The sequence below is a fragment of the Mycolicibacterium wolinskyi str. Jessa 2025 genome (assembly GCF_049241375.1).
In the GTDB taxonomy this organism is placed as follows: Bacteria; Actinomycetota; Actinomycetes; order Mycobacteriales; family Mycobacteriaceae; genus Mycobacterium; species Mycobacterium wolinskyi.
Genome location: NZ_CP185960.1, coordinates 453,820 through 475,996, shown reverse-complemented (window position 1 = coordinate 475,996; position 22,177 = coordinate 453,820). Strand labels below are relative to the sequence as shown.

23 protein-coding genes are annotated in these 22,177 nt (G+C 67.0%); 15 read left to right on the top strand and 8 right to left on the bottom strand.

What is annotated here, in order from left to right; genetic code table 11:
• Positions 1 to 20: 20 nt before the first annotated feature.
• Positions 21 to 1,055, bottom strand: coding sequence for an aspartate-semialdehyde dehydrogenase (locus ACOI2T_RS02475; protein ID WP_409502494.1), 1,035 nt, complete (start codon positions 1,053 to 1,055; stop codon positions 21 to 23).
• A 2-nt stretch (positions 1,056 to 1,057) separates the two neighbouring features.
• A complete protein-coding gene (locus tag ACOI2T_RS02470) occupies positions 1,058 to 2,323 on the bottom strand; it encodes an aspartate kinase (protein ID WP_067851769.1) in 1,266 nt (421 codons plus the stop codon).
• Between the two features lie 86 nt (positions 2,324 to 2,409).
• Here ACOI2T_RS02470 and ACOI2T_RS02465 point away from each other — a divergent pair, with 86 nt between their 5' ends.
• A complete protein-coding gene (locus ACOI2T_RS02465) occupies positions 2,410 to 3,036 on the top strand; it encodes a nitroreductase family protein (RefSeq protein WP_409502493.1) in 627 nt (208 codons plus the stop codon).
• On the opposite strand, the gene ACOI2T_RS02460 is transcribed toward ACOI2T_RS02465, so the two are convergent.
• The 5 genes from ACOI2T_RS02460 to ACOI2T_RS02440 all read right to left on the bottom strand — a co-directional run bounded on the left by ACOI2T_RS02460 (position 3,008) and on the right by ACOI2T_RS02440 (position 7,111).
• On the bottom strand, positions 3,008 to 3,730 hold the full coding sequence (locus tag ACOI2T_RS02460; RefSeq protein ID WP_409502492.1) for a GntR family transcriptional regulator: 723 nt from the start codon (positions 3,728 to 3,730) through the stop codon (positions 3,008 to 3,010). The two genes, ACOI2T_RS02465 and ACOI2T_RS02460, sit on opposite strands and share 29 nt — an antisense overlap.
• Positions 3,727 to 4,416 (bottom strand): biuret amidohydrolase, encoded by a 690-nt coding sequence (biuH, locus tag ACOI2T_RS02455; RefSeq protein WP_409502491.1) that lies wholly within the window; start codon positions 4,414 to 4,416, stop codon positions 3,727 to 3,729. Before biuH ends, ACOI2T_RS02460 begins: the two co-directional genes overlap by 4 nt.
• The gene (locus ACOI2T_RS02450; RefSeq protein WP_409502490.1) at positions 4,413 to 5,750 is read right to left on the bottom strand and encodes a cytosine permease; all 1,338 of its coding nucleotides are present in this window, start codon (positions 5,748 to 5,750) and stop codon (positions 4,413 to 4,415) included. The genes biuH and ACOI2T_RS02450 overlap by 4 nt, the downstream gene beginning before the upstream one ends.
• A gap of 92 nt (positions 5,751 to 5,842) precedes the next feature.
• Positions 5,843 to 6,169: a hypothetical protein gene (locus ACOI2T_RS02445; protein ID WP_409502489.1), complete on the bottom strand. Its 327-nt coding sequence runs from the start codon at positions 6,167 to 6,169 to the stop codon at positions 5,843 to 5,845.
• Positions 6,170 to 6,229: 60 nt separating this feature from the next.
• Entirely contained in the window at positions 6,230 to 7,111 is an 882-nt protein-coding gene (locus ACOI2T_RS02440; protein ID WP_409502488.1) for a glycosyl hydrolase family 28-related protein, read from the bottom strand.
• Positions 7,112 to 7,245: 134 nt separating this feature from the next.
• Here ACOI2T_RS02440 and ACOI2T_RS02435 point away from each other — a divergent pair, with 134 nt between their 5' ends.
• From ACOI2T_RS02435 to ACOI2T_RS02380, 12 genes are all read left to right on the top strand, one after another.
• On the top strand, positions 7,246 to 8,499 hold the full coding sequence (locus tag ACOI2T_RS02435) for an ammonium transporter (protein WP_409502487.1): 1,254 nt from the start codon (positions 7,246 to 7,248) through the stop codon (positions 8,497 to 8,499).
• Between the two features lie 133 nt (positions 8,500 to 8,632).
• Positions 8,633 to 9,937, top strand: coding sequence for a type III glutamate--ammonia ligase (gene glnT, locus ACOI2T_RS02430; RefSeq protein WP_409502486.1), 1,305 nt, complete (start codon positions 8,633 to 8,635; stop codon positions 9,935 to 9,937).
• 13 nt (positions 9,938 to 9,950) lie between these two features.
• Positions 9,951 to 10,820 (top strand): class II glutamine amidotransferase domain-containing protein, encoded by an 870-nt coding sequence (locus ACOI2T_RS02425; protein WP_409502485.1) that lies wholly within the window; start codon positions 9,951 to 9,953, stop codon positions 10,818 to 10,820.
• Positions 10,808 to 11,503, top strand: a complete 696-nt coding sequence (locus tag ACOI2T_RS02420; RefSeq protein ID WP_409502484.1) for a GltB/FmdC/FwdC-like GXGXG domain-containing protein — start codon at positions 10,808 to 10,810, stop codon at positions 11,501 to 11,503. The genes ACOI2T_RS02425 and ACOI2T_RS02420 overlap by 13 nt, the downstream gene beginning before the upstream one ends.
• Positions 11,503 to 12,870 carry an FMN-binding glutamate synthase family protein gene (locus ACOI2T_RS02415; protein ID WP_409502483.1) on the top strand — a complete coding sequence of 456 codons (1,368 nt, stop codon included), beginning with the start codon at positions 11,503 to 11,505 and terminating at the stop codon, positions 12,868 to 12,870. Before ACOI2T_RS02420 ends, ACOI2T_RS02415 begins: the two co-directional genes overlap by 1 nt.
• Positions 12,867 to 14,051, top strand: coding sequence for an NAD(P)/FAD-dependent oxidoreductase (locus ACOI2T_RS02410; protein WP_409502482.1), 1,185 nt, complete (start codon positions 12,867 to 12,869; stop codon positions 14,049 to 14,051). The genes ACOI2T_RS02415 and ACOI2T_RS02410 overlap by 4 nt, the downstream gene beginning before the upstream one ends.
• A gap of 21 nt (positions 14,052 to 14,072) precedes the next feature.
• Positions 14,073 to 14,720, top strand: coding sequence for a type II toxin-antitoxin system RelB family anti-toxin (locus tag ACOI2T_RS02405; protein ID WP_067851752.1), 648 nt, complete (start codon positions 14,073 to 14,075; stop codon positions 14,718 to 14,720).
• 106 nt (positions 14,721 to 14,826) lie between these two features.
• The gene (locus tag ACOI2T_RS02400; RefSeq protein WP_409502481.1) at positions 14,827 to 15,663 is read left to right on the top strand and encodes a nitrile hydratase subunit beta; all 837 of its coding nucleotides are present in this window, start codon (positions 14,827 to 14,829) and stop codon (positions 15,661 to 15,663) included.
• Positions 15,660 to 16,364 carry a thiocyanate hydrolase subunit gamma gene (gene scnC, locus ACOI2T_RS02395; RefSeq protein WP_409502480.1) on the top strand — a complete coding sequence of 235 codons (705 nt, stop codon included), beginning with the start codon at positions 15,660 to 15,662 and terminating at the stop codon, positions 16,362 to 16,364. The genes ACOI2T_RS02400 and scnC overlap by 4 nt, the downstream gene beginning before the upstream one ends.
• A gap of 3 nt (positions 16,365 to 16,367) precedes the next feature.
• Complete coding sequence (locus tag ACOI2T_RS02390) at positions 16,368 to 16,709, top strand: thiocyanate hydrolase (RefSeq protein WP_085143061.1); 342 nt, start codon at positions 16,368 to 16,370, stop codon at positions 16,707 to 16,709.
• A gap of 212 nt (positions 16,710 to 16,921) precedes the next feature.
• Positions 16,922 to 18,730, top strand: coding sequence for a 2-isopropylmalate synthase (gene leuA, locus ACOI2T_RS02385; RefSeq protein ID WP_085143059.1), 1,809 nt, complete (start codon positions 16,922 to 16,924; stop codon positions 18,728 to 18,730).
• A gap of 49 nt (positions 18,731 to 18,779) precedes the next feature.
• Positions 18,780 to 19,166, top strand: coding sequence for an SHOCT domain-containing protein (locus ACOI2T_RS02380; protein WP_409502479.1), 387 nt, complete (start codon positions 18,780 to 18,782; stop codon positions 19,164 to 19,166).
• A gap of 10 nt (positions 19,167 to 19,176) precedes the next feature.
• Here the strand turns inward: ACOI2T_RS02380 and ACOI2T_RS02375 are convergent, their stop codons facing one another.
• Positions 19,177 to 20,166, bottom strand: coding sequence for a DEDDh family exonuclease (locus ACOI2T_RS02375; RefSeq protein WP_409502478.1), 990 nt, complete (start codon positions 20,164 to 20,166; stop codon positions 19,177 to 19,179).
• 73 nt (positions 20,167 to 20,239) lie between these two features.
• Here ACOI2T_RS02375 and ACOI2T_RS02370 point away from each other — a divergent pair, with 73 nt between their 5' ends.
• Complete coding sequence (locus ACOI2T_RS02370; RefSeq protein ID WP_409502477.1) at positions 20,240 to 21,469, top strand: MurT ligase domain-containing protein; 1,230 nt, start codon at positions 20,240 to 20,242, stop codon at positions 21,467 to 21,469.
• Positions 21,466 to 22,173 (top strand): type 1 glutamine amidotransferase, encoded by a 708-nt coding sequence (locus tag ACOI2T_RS02365; RefSeq protein ID WP_409502476.1) that lies wholly within the window; start codon positions 21,466 to 21,468, stop codon positions 22,171 to 22,173. Before ACOI2T_RS02370 ends, ACOI2T_RS02365 begins: the two co-directional genes overlap by 4 nt.
• Positions 22,174 to 22,177 lie beyond the last annotated feature (4 nt).

The following is a 22,177-nucleotide window of genomic DNA, read 5'->3' as shown; positions in this document are numbered from 1 at the left end:
CAGCGGGCCACCCGAAGGGGTCAGAGCTCGGCGGCCAGCAACTCGGCGATCTGAATGGTGTTCAGCGCCGCACCTTTTCGCAGGTTGTCGCCGGACACGAACAACGCGAGACCGCGGCCGTCGGGCACACCGGGATCTTGGCGGATGCGGCCGACCAGCGACTCGTCGACACCGGCGGCGGCCAGCGGGGTCGGCACGTCGACGAGCTTGACCCCAGGCGCCGAAGACAGCAGCTCGGTCGCCCGTGACACCGAGAGCGGTTCGGCGAATTCGGCATTGATCGAGAGCGAGTGTCCGGTGAACACCGGAACCCGCACACACGTGCCCGACACGAGCAGCTCGGGGATGCCGAGGATCTTGCGGCTCTCGTTGCGCAGCTTCTGGTCTTCGTCGGTCTCGCCCGAGCCGTCGTCCACCAGGGAACCGGCCAGCGGAACGATGTTGAACGCGATGGGCGCGACGTACTTCACGGGCGCGGGGTAATCGAGCGCCGACCCGTCATGGACCAACTGCTCGACGCCGTCGATCACCGCACGCGCCTGCGAAGCGAGCTCATCGACGCCGGCCAGGCCACTGCCCGAGACGGCCTGGTAGCTCGACACGATCAGCCGGGTCAGGCCCGCTTCGTCGTGCAGCGGCTTGAGCACCGGCATCGCGGCCATGGTGGTGCAGTTCGGGTTGGCGATGATGCCTTTGGGACGTCGTCCGGCGTCGCGCGCGAAGTTGACCTCGCTGACGACCAGCGGCACGTCCGGGTCCTTGCGCCAGGCCGACGAGTTGTCGACGACGACGGCGCCGGCCTCGGCGAATCGCGGCGCCTGCACGCGCGACATCGTCGCGCCCGCGGAGAACAGCGCGATGTCCAGACCGGACGGATCGGCCGTCTCGCTGTTCTCGACCTCGATCTCCTGGCCGCGGAACGGCAGCTTCTTGCCCTCGGACCGTGCCGAGGCGAAGAACCGGACCGAGCTGGCCGGGAAGTTGCGCTCTTCAAGCAGGGTGCGCATGACCTGGCCGACCTGACCGGTCGCACCGACGACTCCGATGTTGACCATCTCTAACGCCCCGTTCCGCCGTAGACCACGGCCTCGTCGTCGCTGCCAAGGCCGAACGCCTCGTGCAACGCCGCGACGGCCTTGTCCAATTCGGTGTCCTTGATCAGCACCGAGATGCGGATCTCGGAGGTCGAGATCAGGTCGATGTTGACGCCGACCTCGGCCAGCGCCTCACAGAACGTGGCGGTGACGCCGGGATGGCTGCGCATGCCCGCGCCGACGAGCGACACCTTGCCGATGTGATCGTCGTAGAGCACCTGGCTGAACCCGATCTCTTCCTTGAGCGCGGTCAGCTTCTCCACCGCACCGGGACCGCTCTCGCGCGAGCACGTGAAGGTGATGTCGGTCTTGCCGTCTTCGATCTTGGAGATGTTCTGCAGCACCATGTCGATGTTCACGTCGGCCTCGGCGACCGCGCGGAACACCTGGGCGGCGTAGCCGGGCACGTCGGGCAGCCCAACCACCGTGACCTTCGCCTCGCTGCGGTCGTGGGCTACTCCGGTCAGGATGGCGTCTTCCATGGGGATGTCCTCGATCGATCCTTTGACGATGGTGCCGGGCTTGTCCGAGTACGACGAGCGGACGTGTATCGGCACGTTGTACCGGCGGGCGTATTCGACGCAGCGCAGCATCAGCACCTTGGCACCGCAGGCCGCCATCTCGAGCATCTCCTCGAACGACACGGTGTCGAGGTGGCGCGCGTTGGGCACGATGCGCGGATCGGCGGTGAAGATGCCGTCCACGTCGGTGTAGATCTCGCAGACGTCGGCGTTCAGCGCGGCGGCCAGGGCCACCGCGGTGGTGTCGGAGCCGCCGCGGCCCATGGTGGTGACGTCCTTGCTGTCCTGGCTGACGCCCTGGAAACCGGCGACCAGCACGATGACGCCCTCGTCCAGCGCGTCGCGCAGGCGACCGGGGGTGACGTCGATGATCTTGGCGTTTCCGTGGGTGCCGGTGGTGACGATGCCGGCCTGCGATCCGGTGAAGGAGCGGGCCTGCGCGCCGAGCGACTCGATGGCCATCGCGACCAGCGCGTTGGAGATGCGCTCACCGGCGGTGAGCAGCATGTCCATCTCCCGCGGCGGCGGCGCGGGCGAAACCTGGCGCGCCAGGTCCAACAGGTCGTCGGTGGTGTCGCCCATCGCGGAGACGACGACGACGACGTCGTTGCCCGCCTTCTTGGTCTCCACGATCCGCTCGGCGACGCGGCGGATCCGCTCGGCATCCGAAACCGAGGATCCGCCGTATTTCTGTACGACGAGCGCCACTGTCTGCCCTTCAAAAGCTGGGAATGAGTCGCATCAAGGATAAGGGAGACACGCATCCGATTTTGTCCGCCGGTAACTTGGCGGACGTGCCCGACGCCCCGAGCGATCGGCGGGCCGCCACGAGCGTCCCGATCCATCCCGATCTCGCCGCCCGCTGGAGCCCGCGGGCCTTCGCCCCTCAGGCCATCGTCACTGGTGAACAGCTCACCGCCGTGCTCGAAGCCGCGCGGTGGGCCGCCACGTGGGGCCATCGGCAGCCCGTGCGTTTCGTCGTGGGCGCACGGGGCGACGAGACGTTCGCCACACTCGCCGGCGTGCTCAAACGCGGCAACGGCTATGCGCACGCCGCCGGTGCGCTGATTCTCGTGTGTGCCGACGAGGGCGAAGATGACCGCACCGCGCTCTATGCCGCCGTCGACGCCGGGGCCGCGATCGCCCAGTTGACGGTCGAAGCCGTCTCACGCGGGCTGATCGCGCACCCGATGGCGGGGTTCGACGTCGACGGCGCCCGGGCCGCGTTCGCCATCCCCGACGGCGTGCGACCACTGGCCGTCGTCGCACTCGGCACGCTGGGCGACTACGCGACCGTCGATGACGCCATCGCCGAGCGCGACGGCCGGCCACGCGAACGGCTGCCGCTCGACGAGATCGCGTTCACCGGCCGCTGGGGCACGCCTGCGGAGCTCATCTCCACAACGCCTCAAGAGAGGTGACCGACTGTCCGAGGGATTGGGCGCTCAACGCGCGCAGTGCGCGCCGCTCGACCACCTCGAAGCTCGCTCCGACGTGTTCGTGCAGAGCCGCACGGCCCGCCGCGAGTTCGTCGTCGAGTAGGAGGTCAACGATGTCGAGATGCTCGGCGATCGTCGCCGCCACGCGTTCCTCGGACACGAAGTCGTACATACGGATGAGCCTGATGCGCCGATTGATGTTGTCGAGCGTCGCAACCATCGCCCGGTTTCCGGACGCCGCGCACAGTTCGATGTGGAATGACTCGTCGCGGAGCACCATGTCGCCGTCCGCCGCGGGCGGTGCGGCGCGCAGTTCGAGCCATTCCGACCGTAACGCGGCCAACCGGTCCTTGTCATAGCGCAGTTCGTCCGTCTCTAGAATTCTGGTGATGCCGCGGAGTTCGATGGTGATGCGCAGCTCGTACAGATCGCGCACACCTGGGATATCCAGTGCCACTGGGTAATAGCCGTCAGCCCTCCGTTCGAGCATGCCGTCTGCGTGCAGCCGTACCAGCGCCTCCCGAAGCGGCGTGCGGCTGACGTTGAGCGTCTCGCACAGCTGGGACTCGACCAGCCGGGTGCGGTGGTCCATTTCCCCCGCCATGAGCTTCTTGCCGAGATCGAGGTACACCCGGTCCCGAAGCGAGACGGGTTCGTCGACGTGAACGCCGCTCACACGAGCCCTTTCAGCGCGGCCACGACGTCTGCACTGGCGGCATGCGCACCGAACACCCCGCCCTGCATAGTGATCATGTTCAGCGCCGCGACATGGTTGGCGTAGTCGGTGGCACCGGTGGCGTCCGACACCACGAGGCACTCGTAGCCGCGATCGTTGGCATCTCGCATCGTCGTGTGCACGCAGACATCCGTGGTTATGCCGGTGAAGATGATGTGCGTGATGCCGTTGCCGCGCAGGATCAAATCGAGATCTGTCGCATAGAAGCTGCCCTTTCCCGGCTTGTCGATGACGGGTTCTCCAGGCAGCGGCGCCATCTCGGGTACCAGCTGCCAGCCCGGTTCCCCGCGGGTCAGGATGCGGCCGCATGGGCCGGACGATCCGATCTCAGCGCCGATCTGGGCCGACCGCCAACGCTTGTTCGCCGGCAGGTCTGACAGGTCGGGCCGGTGCCCTTCGCGGGTGTGGATCACGAACAGCCCCGCGGCACGGGCCGCGGCCAGCACTTCTCGGGCCGGACCGAGCGGTGTCCGAACCAGCGACAGGTCATAGCCCATGGCGTCGACGTATCCGCCTTCGCCGCAGAAGTCCACCTGCCAGTCGATGTTGATCAGCGCGGTTCTCCCTGAAGGGATGTCGCCGTCATATGGCCACACGTACGGGTTGGCCGCGATTGTGATGCTCATGCGGGTTCGCCACCCAAGGCGGGTTGCGCAGTGCGGGCGGGCAAGTAAGTCAGCGCCGTGAATGCCAGCCCTCCGACGACCATCGCCACGACGGCGTCCGAGAGTTGAGGTGCGTACCAGTGCGTCGCCAGCGCAACCGCCGCGCCGACGGCCCACGCCGCGAACGGCTTCCAGTGCAGCCCGCCCGTTGACGCCCGACGGTGGGCGAACACGAGCTGGTCGAGGATGAGGACGATGCCGATCGGCGGCACCAAGACTCCGAGGATATTGAGCCACGTCGCGAAGTAGGACCAGATGCCTGCGACCGCGGCGATCGTACCGACGATGCCGAGCACTATCGTCAACTGGCGCATCGTCTTCCCGGTGATGTTGCCGAAGCCGACAGCGCCGTTGTACAGGCAGTGCGCGCACACGCTGCCCAGATTGACGAACACGAAGGCGATGGCGAGCGGCACCAGGATTCCACCGCCCCCCACGAGCACATGCAGGAAATCTCCGCCCGCGGTGCCGGGGGCAGCCGCAGCACCGAACGCAACGATCAGCGCGCCGGCGAGTTGTGCGACGAAGTAGGCAACCGGGAATGCGGCGAACGCGGCCAGTGCACCTTCCTTACCGTTGCGGGCCCAGCGGGTGAAATCAGCGGTCATGGTGCCCGAGTCGACGAAGCACGCGAACACCATCGTCACCGCGACACCGAAGCTGAATGCGGCAGCGCCCGCGCCGCCGCCGTACGAGACCGCAGAGCCCAGCCCGTCGGATGCGGACGCCGCCAAGATCACAGCTACCACCCCGAGCGGGATGAACAGAGCCGATGCCACGACGCCGATCCATGAGATCGCCCGGATGCCGACGAACGTGAGCGCGACGAACAGGACGCCGGCCAGCAGGGTGATCCAAGCCGCGCTCCAACCCATGGACAGGTTGAGCGTGGTTCCCACCATGCCGGTCTGGAACGCGAACCAACCGATCACGAGTGTCGAGAGGAATGCCGACACGACACGGAATCCCTTGGTGCCGAATGTATCTGCCGCAGTAAGCGCGAAGTTCTTTCCGGATCGACCGGCCAGGTAGCTCAACGTGCCGACGTAACCCATCAGGATGAGGTCGCCGACGATGATCGCGAGCATCCCGGTGACGAAGCCCAGGTTGTAGACCACGATGCCGGCGAACACGGCCGACGTCATGATCATCGGGAATCCCACCCAGACCGCCGACACCGAGAACAGTGATTTACGCGCGGACGGCGGGACAGGTTCGTTCTCGTACTCCTCGCCGAGTCCGGGCTCGTGGCGCCCGGCCGGCGGTGCCGAAGTCTCGACAGCGGTTGTATCCATGGCTGTATACGGTGCGGTACACGGATTGCCACGCGATTTCGCGTAGTGAACTTCCCGTTACGGAGTCCTCACAACGGCATGGGACGGTTCCGTCAGACGGTCCACCAGTTCTGCCCGTCGGAGATGACATCGACGGCATCGTTGCGGCCGAGCCTGACATGGCGGCCACCGTCGACCTCCTGGCCGTTGGGGGCGATCAACCGGCTCGCACCGATGGCGAGGTTCTTGACGGTGTAGCGGTTGGTGTTGCCGACCGCCGTGGGCAGCGTGGCCTCGGCACCGCGATCGAGCAGGTACACGTAGTCGGTGTCGGATGCGGCGGCCATCGTGACGTCGTCGCTGACGGAAATCACCACGCGCGTCGGCAGGTTCGCCGAGGTGTTGCCGGCGATGCCGACGTTGCGCCCGGATGCGCGCACCGCCGCGACACTGAATCCGTTGTTGTCCCATTGGTTTCCGGAGATCGCGAGGTCGTCGACCTACTCGGCGTCCACCGCGTACGACCAGCCGGCGCCCTCGTCCTCATTGGCGATGAAGTTGCCGGTGATGTTGAAACCCTTGGTGCGGTGGTCGGCGTCGCGGGAGTAGATGCCGATCGCCGGGTACGCGTCGGGCGCGCCCTTGCCGCCGTTCGTGATGTTGTTCGCCACGATCTGCACCTGCGGGCTGTCGGCGTCGAGGAACGACGGCATCGTGTAGATGATCGCCTCGCGCCGCGCCCCTTCGCAGATGTTGCCGACGATGGTCAGCGACTTGTTGCCGCGCAGCTCGATGTTGTTCTCCGGCGCCCCGTTGAGGTGATTGGCCAGGATGCGCACCGGCCCGCTCTCGACCGACAGATTGGGCCTTGTCGATCCCACGTTGTTGTTGACGATCCACGAGTCGTAGAACCGGTACGTCGTGTAAATGCCGTAGCCCGTGCATTGTTCGACGAAGTTGTCGTCGATCCAGTTGAGCAGCCCCTCGGTGGTGGCGTTGAGCCGGATGCCGTAGTCGGTCCAGCCGCGCACCCGGCAATGCCGGACGTAGCTCTTGTCCAAATCCACGTCGAGTCCGGGGCCGCCCCGAAAATCCGCGTCTCTCACCAGGTTTTCGATGCGGCTTTCGATCCACCGCCCGGAGATGGGGGCGGAGTTCCCGGTCGCCAGCAGGCGCGCGGCCCGCTCACCGTCCCCGAGCAGCCAAACTCTTGTCAGCCCCGCCTGATCCCCCAGCGAAGCCGACAGCGCGTAGTCGCCCGCGGGGAAGAACACCGTGCCGCCGATGTCGGCGACCGTGCGGATCGCGGACAGCACCGCCGGGTAGTCGTCGGTCACCCCGTCGCCGGTTGCGCCGTGCGAGCGGACATCTACGACTGCCATTGGCCAATGGTAGATACGCGCGCGTCAAATCAGGTTTAACGCGCCCGCAACACGCGATGACTGTCCACGTAACAGAAACATCGGTTACTGCCGGTGATCGGCCCGTCGGGGCCGCCACCCCCAGGAGATGTTTGATGGATACAGGAACCACGGCATTCATGCTGTGCTGCATCATCGGCCTCACGCTGATGATTCCCGGCCTCGCGCTGTTCTACGGCGGCATGGTCTCGGTCAAGAGTTCGACCAACATGATGATGATGACCTTCGGCGCGGTCGCGGTTGTCGGCCTGCTCTGGGTCCTGTTCGGCTTCTCGATGGTCTTCGGCACGTCCTACGGCGGATTCGTCGGCAGCTTCACCGAATTCGCGGGCATGACGAACCTCACCGAACCGATGACGACGATCGACGGGCTGCCCATCAGTTTGTTCTCGCTGTTCCAAGCCTTGTTCGCGGCGATCACCGTCGCGCTCATCTCCGGAGCCGTCGCCGACCGGATGAAGTTCGGCGCCTGGATGATCTTCGCCGCGGTCTGGGCCGTGCTCGTCTACTTCCCGGTCGCACACTGGGTGTTCGCCTTCGACGGTGTCGTCACGGAGAACTCGGTCGGCGGTTGGATCGCCAACAAACTCCACGCCATCGACTTCGCCGGCGGCACCGCGGTGCACATCAACGCGGGCGCGGCCGCCCTGGCCGTCGCGATCGTGCTCGGCAAGTCGGCCATGTTCGGTCAGCTGCGCAAGCCGCACAACGTTCCGCTGACCCTGCTCGGTGCGGGCATGCTGTGGGCCGGCTGGTACGCGTTCAACGGCGGATCCGCGCTTGCCGCAGGCAATTCGGCCGCGATCGTCATGGTGACGACGTTCGTCGCGACCTGCGCCGCGGTGCTCGCCTGGCTGGCCGTCGAGAAGTTCAAGACCGGCCATGTCACCGGTGTCGGCGCGGCCTCCGGCGCCATCACCGGCCTGGTGGCGATCACGCCCGCGTGCGGTGCGGTCACCCCGATCGGCGCGATGTTCGTCGGCGGCATCGCGGGCGCGGTCTGCGTGTACGCGGTCGGCCTCAAGGACAAGTTCGGCTATGACGACTCGCTCGACGTGGTCGGCGTGCACCTGGTCGGCGGTGTCGTCGGCACGCTGTTGATCGGCTTCTTCGCCAGCGAAGGCATGCCCAACGCCGTCAACGGCCTGCTCTACGGCGGCGGCATCGACCAGCTGTGGCGGCAGGCGGTCGCGGCCGCCGCGGTGATGGCCTACTCGTTCGTGGTCGCCTACGCCATCGCGTTCGCGATCAAGAAGACCATGGGCATCCGCATCTCGCCCGACGAGGAGGAGAAGGGCATCGACGCCAAGTTCCATCGCGACTCGGCATACGAGCTCGAATTCGCCTGATCTGAACGATGATTCCCCGGCCCGGTCGCCGCGGACGGTTTTCGCGGCGACCGGTCACCGGGGTTTCGTCGGCTTGCTGAAGTTTCCCACTGTGATACATTGATTCCCGACAAGAGACGAAAGTTCTGGAGCCATGACCCTCGATCTCGCCACCCTCGCCGAACAGTCCGGCACGAAATTCATCCTCGCCCTGTTCGTGGACCTGCGCGGAAAGCCTTGCGCCAAATTGGTTCCCGTTGAAGCCATCGACATGCTGGCCACCGAGGGCGTCGGCTTCGCGGGCTACGCCGTCGGCGCCATGGGCCAGGAACCCAAGGATCCCGACCTGATCGCCATCCCGGACCCCGCCTCGTTCACCCCGATCCCGTTCATCAAGGAGGGCCTGGCCCTCGTCCACTGCGATCCGCATGTGGAAGGCAAACCGTGGCCGTACGCGCCGCGCGTCATCCTCAAGGGCCTGATCCAGCAGGCCGCCGACGCCGGCTTCGAGCCGTGGGTCGGCGCCGAGGTCGAGTATTTCCTGTTGCGCCGCAACGCCGATGGCAGCCTGGTCACCGCCGACACCGACGACACCGCCGCGCAGCCGTGTTACGACGCGCGCGGCGTGACGCGGATGTATGACCACCTCACCGCGATCTCCACGGCGATGAACCAGCTCGGCTGGTCCAACTACGCCAACGACCACGAAGACGGCAACGGCCAGTTCGAGCAGAACTTCAAGTTCGCCGATGCACTGACCACCGCCGACCGCGTGATCACCCTGCGCTACCTGCTGTCGATGATCGCGGCCGAACGCGGCATGGTGGCCACGTTCATGCCCAAGCCGTTCTCCGACCGCACCGGCAGCGGCCTGCACTTCCATCTGTCGCTGACCAGCGGCGGCAACCCGGTGTTCCCTGGCGAGACCGACGAGCGGGGGCTGGGACTGTCCGAGACGGCGTACGCGTTCATCGGCGGCGTCCTCGACCATGCGTGCGCGCTGCAGTCCGTCGTCGCGCCAACAGTCAACTCCTACAAGCGAACCGGTGCGGTCAGCACCGCATCGGGCGCCTCGTGGGCGCCGCGCAAACCCAGCTACGGCGGCAACGACCGCACGCACTACATCCGGGTACCCGACAACCAGCGCATCGAACTGCGCGGCGGGGACGGGTCGGCCAACCCGTATCTGGCGATCGCGGCCACGCTGGGAGCCGGGTTCGACGGCATCAAGCGCAGTATCGACCCGGGCGCCGTCGGCAGCCAGGGCACCACGGCCCTGCCGCCCACCCTGCTGCACGCGGTCGACGCGCTCGAGACCGATCCGGTGGTCGCCGGTGTGCTCGACGTCGCGGGCGACGGTGTGGCCACCTATTTCGCGAACATCAAGCGCGAAGAGTTCTTCACCTACCACGGCGCCGTCACGCCGTGGGAGATCGACTCCTATCTGACGGCCTTCTGAGAGGACAGCAAGAATGTGCGGGATCGTGGGGTTGCACCTGCGCACACCGGAGCTCTACCCCCGGTTGGGTGAACTACTCAGCGGCATGCTGGGTGAGATGTCGGACCGGGGCGCCGATTCGGCGGGCGTCGCGGTGTACGGCGACCCGGTATGGTCACCACCCGGGCGCGGGTGCGTATCGGTGACCGACCTGCCCGGGCAACCCGACCTCGGGCCGGATGTCGGTGTGGTGCAGGTGGATTCGACCTATCTGCTGTCATCCGACGAGAGTTCCGAGGCTCTGCTCAAGCGCGTCAAAGCCGCATATCCGGACGCGCTCGTAGCGGGGTTCGGCGCCGATCTGGCCGTGCTCAAGGGCGTGGGCCACCCCCGCACGCTCACCGACGCGTGGGGTCTGGCCAAGGCCCAGGGCTGGCAGGGCGTGGGACACACCCGGATGGCCACCGAGTCGGCGGTGACGCCGTCGGGCTGTCACCCGTATACGGTTGGGCCGCAGCAGTGCCTGGTGCACAACGGTTCCTTCGCGAACCACGCCACGATCCGGCGCGATCTCCGCCGCGCCGGTGTCGAGTTCGACAGCGAGAACGACACCGAGGTGGGCGCGCGGTTCGTCGCACAGCAGCTGGCGGCGGGCCGCGATGTGGAGACCGCGTTGAAGGAACTGTGTGTCACGTTCGACGGCTTCTACACCCTGCTGGTGTCCAACCACGATTCGTTCGCGGTCGTGCGCGATGCGATCGCGTGCAAACCTGCGGTGATCGCCGAGACCGCCGACTGGGTGGCGATGGCGAGTGAGTATCGCGCGCTGTCGGGGCTGCCCGGCGTCGAATCCGCCAAGATCTGGGAACCCGAACCGGAGGTCGTCTACGCATGGACCAGGTAACTCTCACCGCGACCGGATTCGACCTTCGCACAACGCCTTTGCGTGAGGTCAACACCGCGCTGCACCGGCCCGGCATCGACGGCGAGTTCGTCATCGAGCATCCGGCAGGCGCGCACAACGTGGCGGTCGGCCTCAACGCACCGGTCACGGTGACCGTCGAGGGACATGTCGGCTACTACGCCGCCGGGATGAATCAACTCGCCGACGTCACCATCAACGGCAACGCGGGCACCGGGGTGGCCGAGAACATGATGAGCGGCACCGTGCGGGTCAAGGGCAACGCGTCGCAGTCGGCCGGCGCGACCGCGCACGGCGGTCTGCTGGTCATCGAGGGCGACGCCGCGGCGCGCTGCGGCATCTCCATGAAAGGCGTCGACATCGTGGTGGGCGGCGACATCGGGCACATGAGTGCGTTCATGGCCCAGGCCGGCCGACTCGTCGTGCGCGGCAACGCCGGTGAAGCACTTGGTGACTCGATCTACGAGGCCCGCATCTACGTGCGCGGGAGCGTCGCGTCGCTCGGCGCGGACTGTATCGCCAAGCCCATGCGGCCCGAGCACCATGCCGAGCTCGCGGATCTGCTGGCAGCTGCCGGTTTCGACGACGACACCGCCGAATACACCCGCTACGGCTCTGCCCGAAACCTCTACCACTTCCACGTCGACAATGCGAGTGCTTACTGATGACGTTCACGACCGATGATCGCGCCCGGCTCGGCCTGCGCGAATCCGCCACATTCGACCGCCCGACGATCGCGGCGATCCAGCGTGCCGCCGAGACCGGCATCTACGACATCCGGGGCTGGGGCGCCAAACGGCCCCTTCCCCACTTCGACGATCTGCTGTTCCTGGGTGCGTCGATGTCGCGCTATCCCCTGGAGGGTTACCGCGAACGCTGCGGCACCGACGTGGTGCTCGGTGACCGCAACGCCAAACACCCACTGCACCTGGACATCCCGGTCACCATCGCCGGTATGAGCTTCGGCGCATTGTCCGGCCCGGCCAAGGAGGCGCTGGGCCGCGGGGCCAGCGAAGCAGGCACGTCGACCACCACGGGCGACGGCGGCATGACGCCCGAGGAGCGCGGGCAGAGCAAGCATCTGGTCTACCAGTACCTGCCGTCCCGTTACGGCATGAATCCCGACGACCTGCGCAAGGCCGACGCGATCGAGGTGGTGCTCGGCCAAGGCGCAAAACCGGGCGGCGGCGGAATGCTGTTGGGCCAGAAGATCTCTCCACGCGTCGCGGGTATGCGCACGCTGCCCGAGGGCATCGACCAGCGAAGCGCCTGCCGGCACCCGGACTGGACCGGGCCCGACGACCTCACCATCAAGATCAATGAACTGCGCGAGATCACCGACTGGGAAAAGCCCATCTACGTCAAGGTCGGCGCCACCCGCACGTACTACGACGTGAAGCTGGCGGTGCACGCCGGCGCCGACGTCGTCGTGGTCGACGGCATGCAGGGCGGCACGGCCGCCACCCAGGATGTGTTCATCGAGCACGTCGGCATCCCGACGCTCGCGGCGGTGCCGCAGGCCGTGCAGGCACTGCAGGAACTGGGAGTTCACCGAGCCGGGGCGAGCGGAGCTTGCGGAGCGACGGGAAAAAAGGGTGTGCAGTTGATCGTGTCGGGCGGGATCCGCTCGGGCGCCGACGTCGCCAAGGCCCTCGCGCTGGGCGCCGACGCCGTCGCGATCGGCACGGCCGCGCTCATCGCCCTCGGCGACAACCATCCGCGGTATGCGCAAGAGTACGAAAAGCTCGGCAGCGCAGCCGGTTTCTACGACGACTTCCAGGACGGCCGGGATCCGGCCGGCATCAGCACGCAGGATTCGGAGTTGGCTGCGCGGTTCGACCCGGTCGAAGGCGGCCGGCGGCTGGCCAACTATCTGCGGGTGCTGACGATGGAGGCTCAGACCATCGCGCGGGCGTGCGGCAAGGCGCACGTCTGCCACCTGGAGCCCGAAGACCTCGTCGCGGTCACCATCGAGGCGGCCGCGATGGCGCGGGTTCCGTTGGCGGGCACGAATTGGATTCCGGGCTCGTGAACACTGCAGACGTGGTCATCATCGGCGGTGGCCTGGAAGGGGCCGCCGCGGCATGGGCACTCAGTCAGCGTGGCGTGACCGATGTGCTCGTCGCCGAACGCAACACCGTCGGCTCGGGCATGACCGGCAAGTCGAGTGGGATCGTGCGCTGCCACTACGGGGTCAGCTCGCTGGCCGCGATGGCTGCCGTCGGGCTCGAGGTCTTCGAGAAAGCCGAAGAGATATTCGGTGACGACATCGGATTCCGCCAGACGGGTTACGTCGTCGGCGTCGGTGAACCCAACGTCGACGCCCTGCGCAAGAGCCTGGCCGCGCAACGTGAGGTCGGGGTGCAGACCGAGGAGATCGACAAGAGCGAGGTCGCCGAGCTCTGGCCGTGGGCCGATCTGAGCCCGTTCGCGGCGTTCGGCTGGGAAGCGCGCGGCGGCTACGGTGACGCGTATCAGACTGCGCAGGCGTTCGCGATGTCGGCGAGGGCGGCCGGGGTGCGAATTCGCCAGGGCTGCAACGTCACCGACTTGCTGATCGACGGGGACAAGGTCACCGGGGTCCGGTTGGCCGACGGCACCGAGGTCTCGGCGCGCACCGTCGTCGTCGCCACCGGAGCGTGGACCCGCCCGTTCCTGGCGCCCTACGGCGTCGATGTGCCGATCCGGGTGGTGCGTGAACAAATCGTCACCATTTCCCCCGGCCTCGATATTGGCAAGGTCCCCGTGTTCTCGGATCTGGTGTCGCTGCAGTACGTGCGCCCCGAGCTGGGTGGGGAAATCCTGTTCGGCAACAGCGATCTCGCACACTGCGAGGAGACCGATCCCGACAACTACCTCAACCGCGCCACCGACGACTTCGTCGACCTCACCGTCGAGAAGGTCAGCGGCCGCTTCCCCGGGCTGCCGAACGCGTCCATCACCGGCAGCTACGCCGGCTGCTACGACGTCACGCCGGACTGGAACCCCGTCATCTCGGCGACCGGTGTCGATGGCCTCATCGTCGCGGCGGGCTTCAGCGGGCACGGATTCAAAATCGCGCCCGCGGTCGGCAGGCTCGTGGCCGATCTGGTGATCGACGGACGCAGCGGCGACCCGCGGATTCCCGAGACCGATTTCCGATTGAGCAGGTTCGCCGAGGACAATTTGCTGAAGAGCCCGTATCCATACGTCGGAGCGGGAGAGATGCGCTGAGGACAAGGGGGCACAGATCGCATGAGCGACGTTCCGCTACTCCGTAACAAGTCGGGAACGGCACGTGACCGCGATCCGCACGAACCGGTCGAGGAACTCGAGTTCGAGGCCGCGATCGGACGCAATGTCCGTCAGCTCCGTCAGCAGCACGGGCTCACGGTCGCCGAGATGGCGGCCCGGGTCGGCATCTCCAAGGCGATGATGAGCAAGATCGAGAACGCGCAGACCTCCTGCAGCCTGTCGACCCTCGCGCTGCTGGCCAAGGGGCTCGACGTACCGGTCACGAGCCTGTTCCGCGGCGCCGACGTCGAGCGCCCGGCGGCGTTCGTGAAAGCCGGCACCGGCCCCGAGATCGTGCGCAACGGCACCAAGCAGGGCCACGAGTACCAGCTGCTGAGCTCGCTGCGCGGCGAGCACAAGCGGCTGGAATGCCTGCACGTCACGCTCACCGAGAAGAGCCAGACCTATCCGCTGTTCCAGCACCCTGGCACCGAGTTCATCTACATGCTCGAAGGGGTCATGGACTACAGCCACAGCCGTTCGGTGTACCGACTCCAGCCCGGCGATTCGCTGCAAATCGACGGTGAAGGCGCACACGGGCCGGTCGACCTGGTCGAGCTACCGATCCGCTTCCTGTCGGTGATCGCGTTCCCCGATTCTCAGGTCTGACGAGAAGGCTTACCCGGCCTCTATTTTCGCGCGCGTTAAGGATTTGATTTCCGCCACGCGCCGGTGGCGACGTCGCTAAAGTCACACCCGACAAAGGGGACCGCCCATGAGCACAGCCGCCGAACGCGCAGCACACCTCGACCTTGTCGGACGACTGAAGTCGGGCTATCCCGAAATCCCCGACGCGCCAACGCCGGATCTTCTCGATCACGAGCACTTCCTGGCCTACATGAAGACCGTCCACGACGTGGGCGGCGAGCCTGATGCTCCGATGAAGTACGAGAACAAGGACTACGAGTACTGGGAGCACATGACGTATGTGATGTGCGAGGTGCTCGGATGGCGTGGGATCTGGCTGTCCGAGGAACGCCGCCGGATCGGCAACGTCGACGTCGGGCGCGCGATCTACCAGGGCTTCCCGTACTACGGGCGCTGGCTCTGGGCCGTCGCACGCGTCCTGGTGGAAAAACACCACATCAGCCTCGGCGAGCTCACGTCCCGGATGGCCGAGGTGAAAGGTCGCTACGAGGGCGGCCTGAACGGGCGCAAGCTCGAGGCGCAGCCCAAGTCCGAGGGCGACGGCGCCGACGTCAAGCGCAACGAGCACCACATCCGCGCGGTCGGTATCGGCGATCCACAGGTCTATGCCGGCAAGGCCGGCCAACCCAAGTTCAAAGTCGGTGACGCGGTCGTGGTGCGCGAACTTCCGGTGCTGCTCTACACCCGCACCCCGGAGTACGTGCGCGGCGCGCGCGGCGAGATCGCCGAAGTCACCTACGAGAGCCCGGCCGCCGAGGACGAGACGTGGGACCGCGCCGATGCCCCGCCGGAGTGGTTCTACATCGTGCGGTTCAACCAGGCCGAGCTGTGGCACGGCTACACCGGAACGACCTCCGACACCCTGCAGACCGAGATTCCCGAGCGCTGGCTGGAGAACGCATGAGCGATCATCACGACCACGATCACGACCGCACGGTCAAACCGATGGTCGACGAGATCACCGACTTCGAAGTGCTCGAGATCGCGCTGCGCGAGCTGTGCATCGAAAAGGGCATCTTCACGGCCGAGGAGCACCGCCACTTCACCGAGTTCGCCGAGCAGATCGGGCCGACACCTGCCGCGCGCCTGGTCGCCCGGGCGTGGCTGGACCCGGATTTCAAACAGCTCGCGGTCACCGACGCGCTCGCGGCCAGCAAGGAGGTAGGGGTCGACTGGCTTGAGCCGACGGGCTTCGGCACGCCGAGTGACTTCGTCGCATTCAAGATCCTCGAAGACACCCCGACGCTGCACCACGTGATCGTGTGCGCGCTGTGCTCGTGCTATCCCCGGCCGATCCTGGGCAATTCACCGGAGTGGTACCGCACCCCGAACTACCGCAGGCGCCTGGTGCGCTGGCCGCGGCAGGTGCTCGCCGAGTTCGGGCTCTACCTGCCCGACGACGTGGCGGTCCGGGTCGAAGACTCCAATCAGAAGCATCGCTTCATGGTGATGCCGGTGCGCCCGGACGGCACCGAAGGCTGGAGTGAGGATCAGCTCGCCGAGATCATCACGCGGGACTGCCTCATCGGCGTCGCGCTGCCCAAGCCCGGCGTCACCACCAACGTCATCGTGGACACCCGGGCCGCGATCCACCCGGCGGGGTAGGCGATGGCCGACGAGATCGCGACGCTCAAGCACATCGCCGAACGCAATCAGGTGTGGCCGCGCATGGCCGCCAAATACGGCGTCGAGAATCCGGTGCCGCCGTGGAAGTCGAGTCTGGACGGCCTGTGCGATGCCCTCGACCACTCGGCCTGCGGCGATCAGGTGCTGACGTTCAAGGAGCGGCGCGACGAGGAGGATGCGCTGTCGGCGACGGTCTACGCCGATCTGCCGTATCCGGAGAACCAGCTGATGGCGTTGGCACACTCGCTGCTGGTCCGCGGGGTCATCGACGAGGCGGAACTGCAGCGGCGGCTCGAAGTGGTCAGGGCCCGGCTCGAAGCCTGACCGGCCCCGTTGTCACACGGGCCCCTGGCGTACCCATTTTTGGGCAGGCCAGGGATGCGGAGTACAGTGGCCCTCGATGTTGACTGTGCAGCGGGTGCTCCTTCTCGGACGCCGCGACGGGGTCTGATCCAGACTGGCCTCCCGTCGCGGGTTTTCGCGATGCGCCGGTCTGAATCCACAGGGTTGATCCCCAAGACTCCGGAGCAGAAATCATGACCACCCCCGACATCTCTTCCGACGCATTCAACTCGGTACGCACCATCAACACGCCTGCCGGCGCACCGCACCCCACCCAGCCGTCCTGGAACACCCAGCGCGGGTCCTCGATGCCGGTGAGCCGGTACCGCAGCTTCGACGAGGAAGTCCAACCGATCAGGCTGCCGGACCGGACGTGGCCCGACAAGGTCATCGACACCGCACCGATGTGGTGCGCGGTCGACCTGCGCGACGGCAACCAGGCCCTGATCGACCCGATGAGCCCGGCCCGCAAGCGCCGCATGTTCGACCTGCTGGTCCGGATGGGTTACAAGGAGATCGAGGTCGGTTTCCCGTCGGCGTCCCAGACCGACTACGACTTCGTCCGCGAGATCATCGAGCAGGGCGCGATCCCTGACGATGTGACGATCCAGGTGCTGACCCAGTGCCGTCCCGAGCTGATCGAGCGCACCTTCGAAGCCTGCCAGGGCGCGCCGCGCGCCATCGTGCACTTCTACAACTCGACGTCGATCCTGCAACGCCGCGTGGTGTTCCGCGCCGATCGGGCGGCCGTCAAGAAGATCGCGACCGACGGTGCCCGCATGTGCGTCGAGGAAGCCAAGAAGTACCCCGGCACCAAGTGGCGCTTCGAGTACTCCCCCGAGTCCTACACGGGCACCGAACTGGAGTACGCCGTCGAGGTGTGCAACGCCGTCAGCGACATCGTGCAGCCCACCCCCGAGTCGCCGCTGATCGTCAACCTGCCCGCGACGGTCGAGATGGCCACGCCGAACGTCTACGCCGATTCCATCGAGTGGATGAGCCGTAACCTGGCTCGCCGCGATTCCATCATCCTGAGCCTGCACCCGCACAACGACCGCGGAACTGCCGTTGCCGCAGCCGAATTGGGCTACGCGGCCGGGGCGGACCGGATCGAGGGCTGCCTGTTCGGCAACGGCGAGCGCACCGGCAACGTCTGCCTGGTGACGCTGGGCCTGAACCTGTTCAGCCGAGGCGTGGATCCGCAGATCGACTTCTCCAACATCGACGAGATCCGGCGCACCGTCGAATACTGCAACCAGCTGCCGGTGCACGAACGTCACCCCTACGGCGGCGATCTGGTCTACACCGCGTTCTCCGGCAGCCACCAGGACGCCATCAACAAGGGCCTGGACGCCATGAAGGTGTCGGCCGACGAGCAGGATGCGGATGTTGACGACATCCTCTGGCAGGTCCCGTATCTGCCGATCGACCCCAAGGACGTCGGCCGCACCTATGAGGCCGTCATCCGGGTGAACTCCCAGTCCGGCAAGGGCGGCGTCGCCTACATCATGAAGGCCGACCACGGCCTGGTGCTGCCGCGCCGGTTGCAGATCGAGTTCAGCCAGGTGATCCAGCACATCACCGACGGCGAGGGCGGCGAGGTCTCGCCCAAGGAGATGTGGGACGCGTTCTCCGAGGAGTACCTGGCCCCCATCACCCCGCTCGAACGGATGCGGCAGAAGGTCGTCGCCGCCGAGGTCGACGGCGGAACCGACACCATCACGGCGATCGTGAAGATCAACGGCGAGGAGCGCGAGATCGTCGGCGCCGGTAACGGTCCGCTGGCCGCATTCGTCGACGCACTCGGCGCGGTCGGTTACGACGTCAACGTCCTGGACTACTCCGAGCACGCCATGTCGTCGGGTGAGGAGGCGCAGGCCGCGGCCTATGTCGAGGCATCCATCGGTGGGCAGACCGTGTGGGGCGTCGGTATCGCGACGTCGATCACGACTGCATCACTTCGTGCCGTCGTGTCTGCCGTCAACCGGGCAGCGCGTGGTTAACTGACGGTCGCGCAGGTTGCTGCGCGACCGTCAACTCAAGGAGTGACCCATGGACTGGGGCCCCACCTGGGATTTTCTCTGGCACTTCCTGATCATCTTCGCCTGGATCGCCTACCTGCTTGTGCTGTTCCAGATCCTCGGCGACCTGTTCTGGCGGGATCACAAGACCTCGGGCTGGGTCAAGGCGGTCTGGGTCGTCTTCCTGATCCTGTTCCCCTGGCTGACGGCGCTGGTGTACCTCATCGCACGCGGCAAGGGCATGGCCGAGCGCGCCCGGGACGCCGCACTGGCGGCGAAGCGTGACACCGACGCCTACATCCGGGAAGCGGCGGGCCGGTCGCCGGCTCAGGAGATCGCCGACGCGAAAGCGCTCCTCGAAGCGGGCACCATCACCGCCGACGAATTCGAGGCGTTGAAAGCCAAAGCCCTGCGCTAGGTTTCGCGATTCAGAACAACGTGTACTGATCGCCGTCGACCGTGGTGTCGGTGAACTCCTCGACGTCGGCGCCGCCGAGCACGTGGCCGAGCAGGCCCATGAAGTCCTCGTCGGTGACCAGCGGGACACCCAGCTCGCCGGCCTGGTAGCCCTTGCCCTGCTCGGGCGTGGGCTCGTTGCAGATCACCAGTGACGTCTGCTGGTCCACCAGATCGCTGTAGGCCAGGCCGGCGTGCAGGATGCGCTCGATGAGCTCCTCATGCGTGCGCGCCACCTCAGCCGACAGCGCCACCCGCATGCCCTGTACGAGGGGGCGGCCGGGTACGTACGGACCCGGGTTCACATACGGGCACGGCAGCCGGGAGGCCAGAACCTTCAGCGGCCGCAACTCCTCGTGCGTGATCAGTCCGTTGGGCCAGCGCTTGCGGCTGACCTCACGCAGCGGCAACCACACCTTGCGTTCCCGGGCCCGCGCGAGCGTGGGCTTGAGGATCTGGGCGAGCACCTGCGCGTCGTCGAGCGCGTCGTGCGGCTTCATCTGACTGACACCCCAGTGTGCGGCCAGGGTCTCCAGCCGCAGGTTCTCGGTGCCCAGCGCGAGGCGGCGTGCCAGCTCCACGGTGCACATGACGCTGTCGATCGGCAGTTCCGCGCCGACGAGTTCGGCTTCGGCAGCTAGGAAGCTGTAGTCGAAGCCCACGTTGTGGGCCACCAGGGTGCGGCCGCGCAGCACGTCGATCACGTCGCCGACGACGTCGCCGAAACACGGCTGGCCTTCCAACATCTCGGCGGTGAGCCCGTGCACGTGTGTGGGGCCGGGATCGACGCCGGGATTGAGCAGTGACGCGACGCTGTGCTCGACGTTGCCGTCATCGCCGACCGCAAGTGCCGCGATGCTGACGATGCGAGCCTGGCCTGGCCGAAAGCCCGTGGTCTCCACGTCGACAACGGCCCACCCGGCGCCTGCTTCGCCGGCCGGTCGGCCCCATGGGTGGCTCATAACCCGAGGATGGCACGGTCCTCCGACAACCTTGGATCGCAGCACCGCGTGTCGGGCCCCTAAAATCCCGGGAATGCTGACCGTCCGTGGGCGCGCCGCACTGGCCGCCGGAGCAACCGCACGCTGGGCGTCGCGGGTCACCGGCCGCGGCGCCGGCGCGATGATCGGCGGCTTGGTCGCGATGACGCTGGACCGCTCGATCCTGCGCCAATTGGGCCGAGACCGTCGCACCGTGGTGGTGACCGGGACAAACGGCAAGTCCACGACCACCAGAATGACCGCGGCCGCACTGGCCACGCTGGGTCCGGTGGCGAGCAATTCCGAGGGCGCCAACATGGACGCCGGTTTGGTCGCGGCGCTGGCCGGGGCCAGGGATGCCGAGCTGGCCGCGCTGGAAGTCGACGAGATGCACGTCCCGCACGTGTCCGATGCGGTCGATCCCAGCGTGATCGTGCTGTTGAACCTGTCGCGGGATCAGCTGGACCGCGTGGGTGAGATCAACCACATCGAACGGACCCTACGGGCCGGGCTGGCCAGGCATCCCGACGCGGTGATCGTGGCCAACTGCGATGACGTCCTGATGACCTCGGCGGCCTACGACAGCCCCAACGTGGTCTGGGTCGCGGCCGGTGGCGGCTGGGCCAACGACTCGGTGAGCTGCCCGCGCAGCGGCGAGATCATCGTGCGTGACGGCGGGGAAAGCCGCGACTGGTACTCGACCGGTAGCGACTTCAAACGCCCCAGCCCGCACTGGTGGTTCGACGACACCCACATCCACGGCCCCGACGGCCTGGTACTCCCGATGACGCTGGCGCTGCCCGGCACCGTCAACCGCGGCAACGCCACCCAGGCGGTCGCGGCGGCCGTCGCCCTCGGCGCGGACCCGGCCAAGGCCGTGGCCGCGGTGTCGCGGGTCGACGAGGTCGCAGGCCGCTACCGCACCGTGCAGATCGGCTCGCACACCGCCCGCATCCTGCTGGCCAAGAACCCGGCAGGCTGGCAGGAAGCGCTGTCGATGGTCGACAAACACGGCGCAGGCGTCGTCATCTCGGTGAACGGTCAGGTGCCCGACGGCGAGGATCTCTCATGGCTGTGGGATGTGCGCTTCGAGCACTTCGAGGACACCCAGGTCGTCGCGGCCGGTGAGCGCGGCACCGACCTCGCGGTCCGCCTCGGGTACGCCGGCGTCGAGCATTCCCTCGTGCACGACACCGTCGCCGCGATCGACTCGTGCCCGCCCGGCCACGTCGAGGTCATCGCCAACTACACGGCGTTCCTGCAACTGAATCGGCGGATCTCATGACGGTGCGAATCGGTCTCGTGCTGCCCGACGTGATGGGCACCTACGGCGACGGCGGCAACGCGGTCGTGTTGCGGCAGCGGCTGCGGCTGCGCGGAATCGACGCCGAGATCGTCGAGATCACGCTGTCCGAGCCGGTGCCCGACTCGCTCGACCTCTACACCCTTGGCGGCGCAGAGGATTACGCCCAGCGGCTGGCCACCAAACACCTGATCCGCTACCCCGGCCTGCAGCGCGCGGCCGAACGCGGTGCACCCGTGCTGGCGATCTGCGCGGCCATCCAGGTGCTCGGCCATTGGTACGAGACCTCGGCCGGTGAGCGCGTCGACGGCGTTGGCCTGCTCGACGTCACCACCTCACCGCAGGAGTCCCGCACCATTGGCGAGGTTGCCTCCAAGCCGCTGCTCGCCGGGCTCACCCAACCGCTCACCGGCTTCGAGAACCACCGGGGCGGAACGGTTTTGGGCTCGGACGCACGGCCGCTGGCGGCTGTCACCAAAGGTGCGGGCAACCGGGCGGGCGACGGCTACGACGGTGCGGTGCAGGGCAGCGTCATCGCCACCTATCTCCACGGCCCGTGCCTGGCCCGCAATCCCGAGCTCGCCGACCATCTGCTGTCGCGAGTCGTGGGCGAACTCCCGCCCCTCGAGCTACCCGAGGTGGATCTGCTGCGTCGCGAACGGTTGGCGGCGCCGCGCCGGGTCTGACCGC

Excerpts from the sequence above, each read along its gene's own strand:
- ACOI2T_RS02450 (WP_409502490.1), bottom strand. The coding sequence starts at position 5,750 with ATGGATACAACCGCTGTCGAGACTTCGGCACCGCCGGCCGGGCGCCAC.
- glnT (WP_409502486.1), top strand. The coding sequence starts at position 8,633 with ATGACCCTCGATCTCGCCACCCTCGCCGAACAGTCCGGCACGAAATTC.
- ACOI2T_RS02440 (WP_409502488.1), bottom strand. The coding sequence starts at position 7,111 with ATGGCAGTCGTAGATGTCCGCTCGCACGGCGCAACCGGCGACGGGGTG.
- ACOI2T_RS02420 (WP_409502484.1), top strand. The coding sequence starts at position 10,808 with ATGGACCAGGTAACTCTCACCGCGACCGGATTCGACCTTCGCACAACG.
- ACOI2T_RS02425 (WP_409502485.1), top strand. The coding sequence starts at position 9,951 with ATGTGCGGGATCGTGGGGTTGCACCTGCGCACACCGGAGCTCTACCCC.
- ACOI2T_RS02475 (WP_409502494.1), bottom strand. The coding sequence starts at position 1,055 with ATGGTCAACATCGGAGTCGTCGGTGCGACCGGTCAGGTCGGCCAGGTC.
- ACOI2T_RS02400 (WP_409502481.1), top strand. The coding sequence starts at position 14,827 with ATGAGCACAGCCGCCGAACGCGCAGCACACCTCGACCTTGTCGGACGA.
- leuA (WP_085143059.1), top strand. The coding sequence starts at position 16,922 with ATGACCACCCCCGACATCTCTTCCGACGCATTCAACTCGGTACGCACC.
- ACOI2T_RS02375 (WP_409502478.1), bottom strand. The coding sequence starts at position 20,166 with ATGAGCCACCCATGGGGCCGACCGGCCGGCGAAGCAGGCGCCGGGTGG.
- scnC (WP_409502480.1), top strand. The coding sequence starts at position 15,660 with ATGAGCGATCATCACGACCACGATCACGACCGCACGGTCAAACCGATG.
- ACOI2T_RS02365 (WP_409502476.1), top strand. The coding sequence starts at position 21,466 with ATGACGGTGCGAATCGGTCTCGTGCTGCCCGACGTGATGGGCACCTAC.
- ACOI2T_RS02370 (WP_409502477.1), top strand. The coding sequence starts at position 20,240 with ATGCTGACCGTCCGTGGGCGCGCCGCACTGGCCGCCGGAGCAACCGCA.
- ACOI2T_RS02415 (WP_409502483.1), top strand. The coding sequence starts at position 11,503 with ATGACGTTCACGACCGATGATCGCGCCCGGCTCGGCCTGCGCGAATCC.
- ACOI2T_RS02435 (WP_409502487.1), top strand. The coding sequence starts at position 7,246 with ATGGATACAGGAACCACGGCATTCATGCTGTGCTGCATCATCGGCCTC.
- ACOI2T_RS02405 (WP_067851752.1), top strand. The coding sequence starts at position 14,073 with ATGAGCGACGTTCCGCTACTCCGTAACAAGTCGGGAACGGCACGTGAC.
- ACOI2T_RS02390 (WP_085143061.1), top strand. The coding sequence starts at position 16,368 with ATGGCCGACGAGATCGCGACGCTCAAGCACATCGCCGAACGCAATCAG.
- ACOI2T_RS02380 (WP_409502479.1), top strand. The coding sequence starts at position 18,780 with ATGGACTGGGGCCCCACCTGGGATTTTCTCTGGCACTTCCTGATCATC.
- biuH (WP_409502491.1), bottom strand. The coding sequence starts at position 4,416 with ATGAGCATCACAATCGCGGCCAACCCGTACGTGTGGCCATATGACGGC.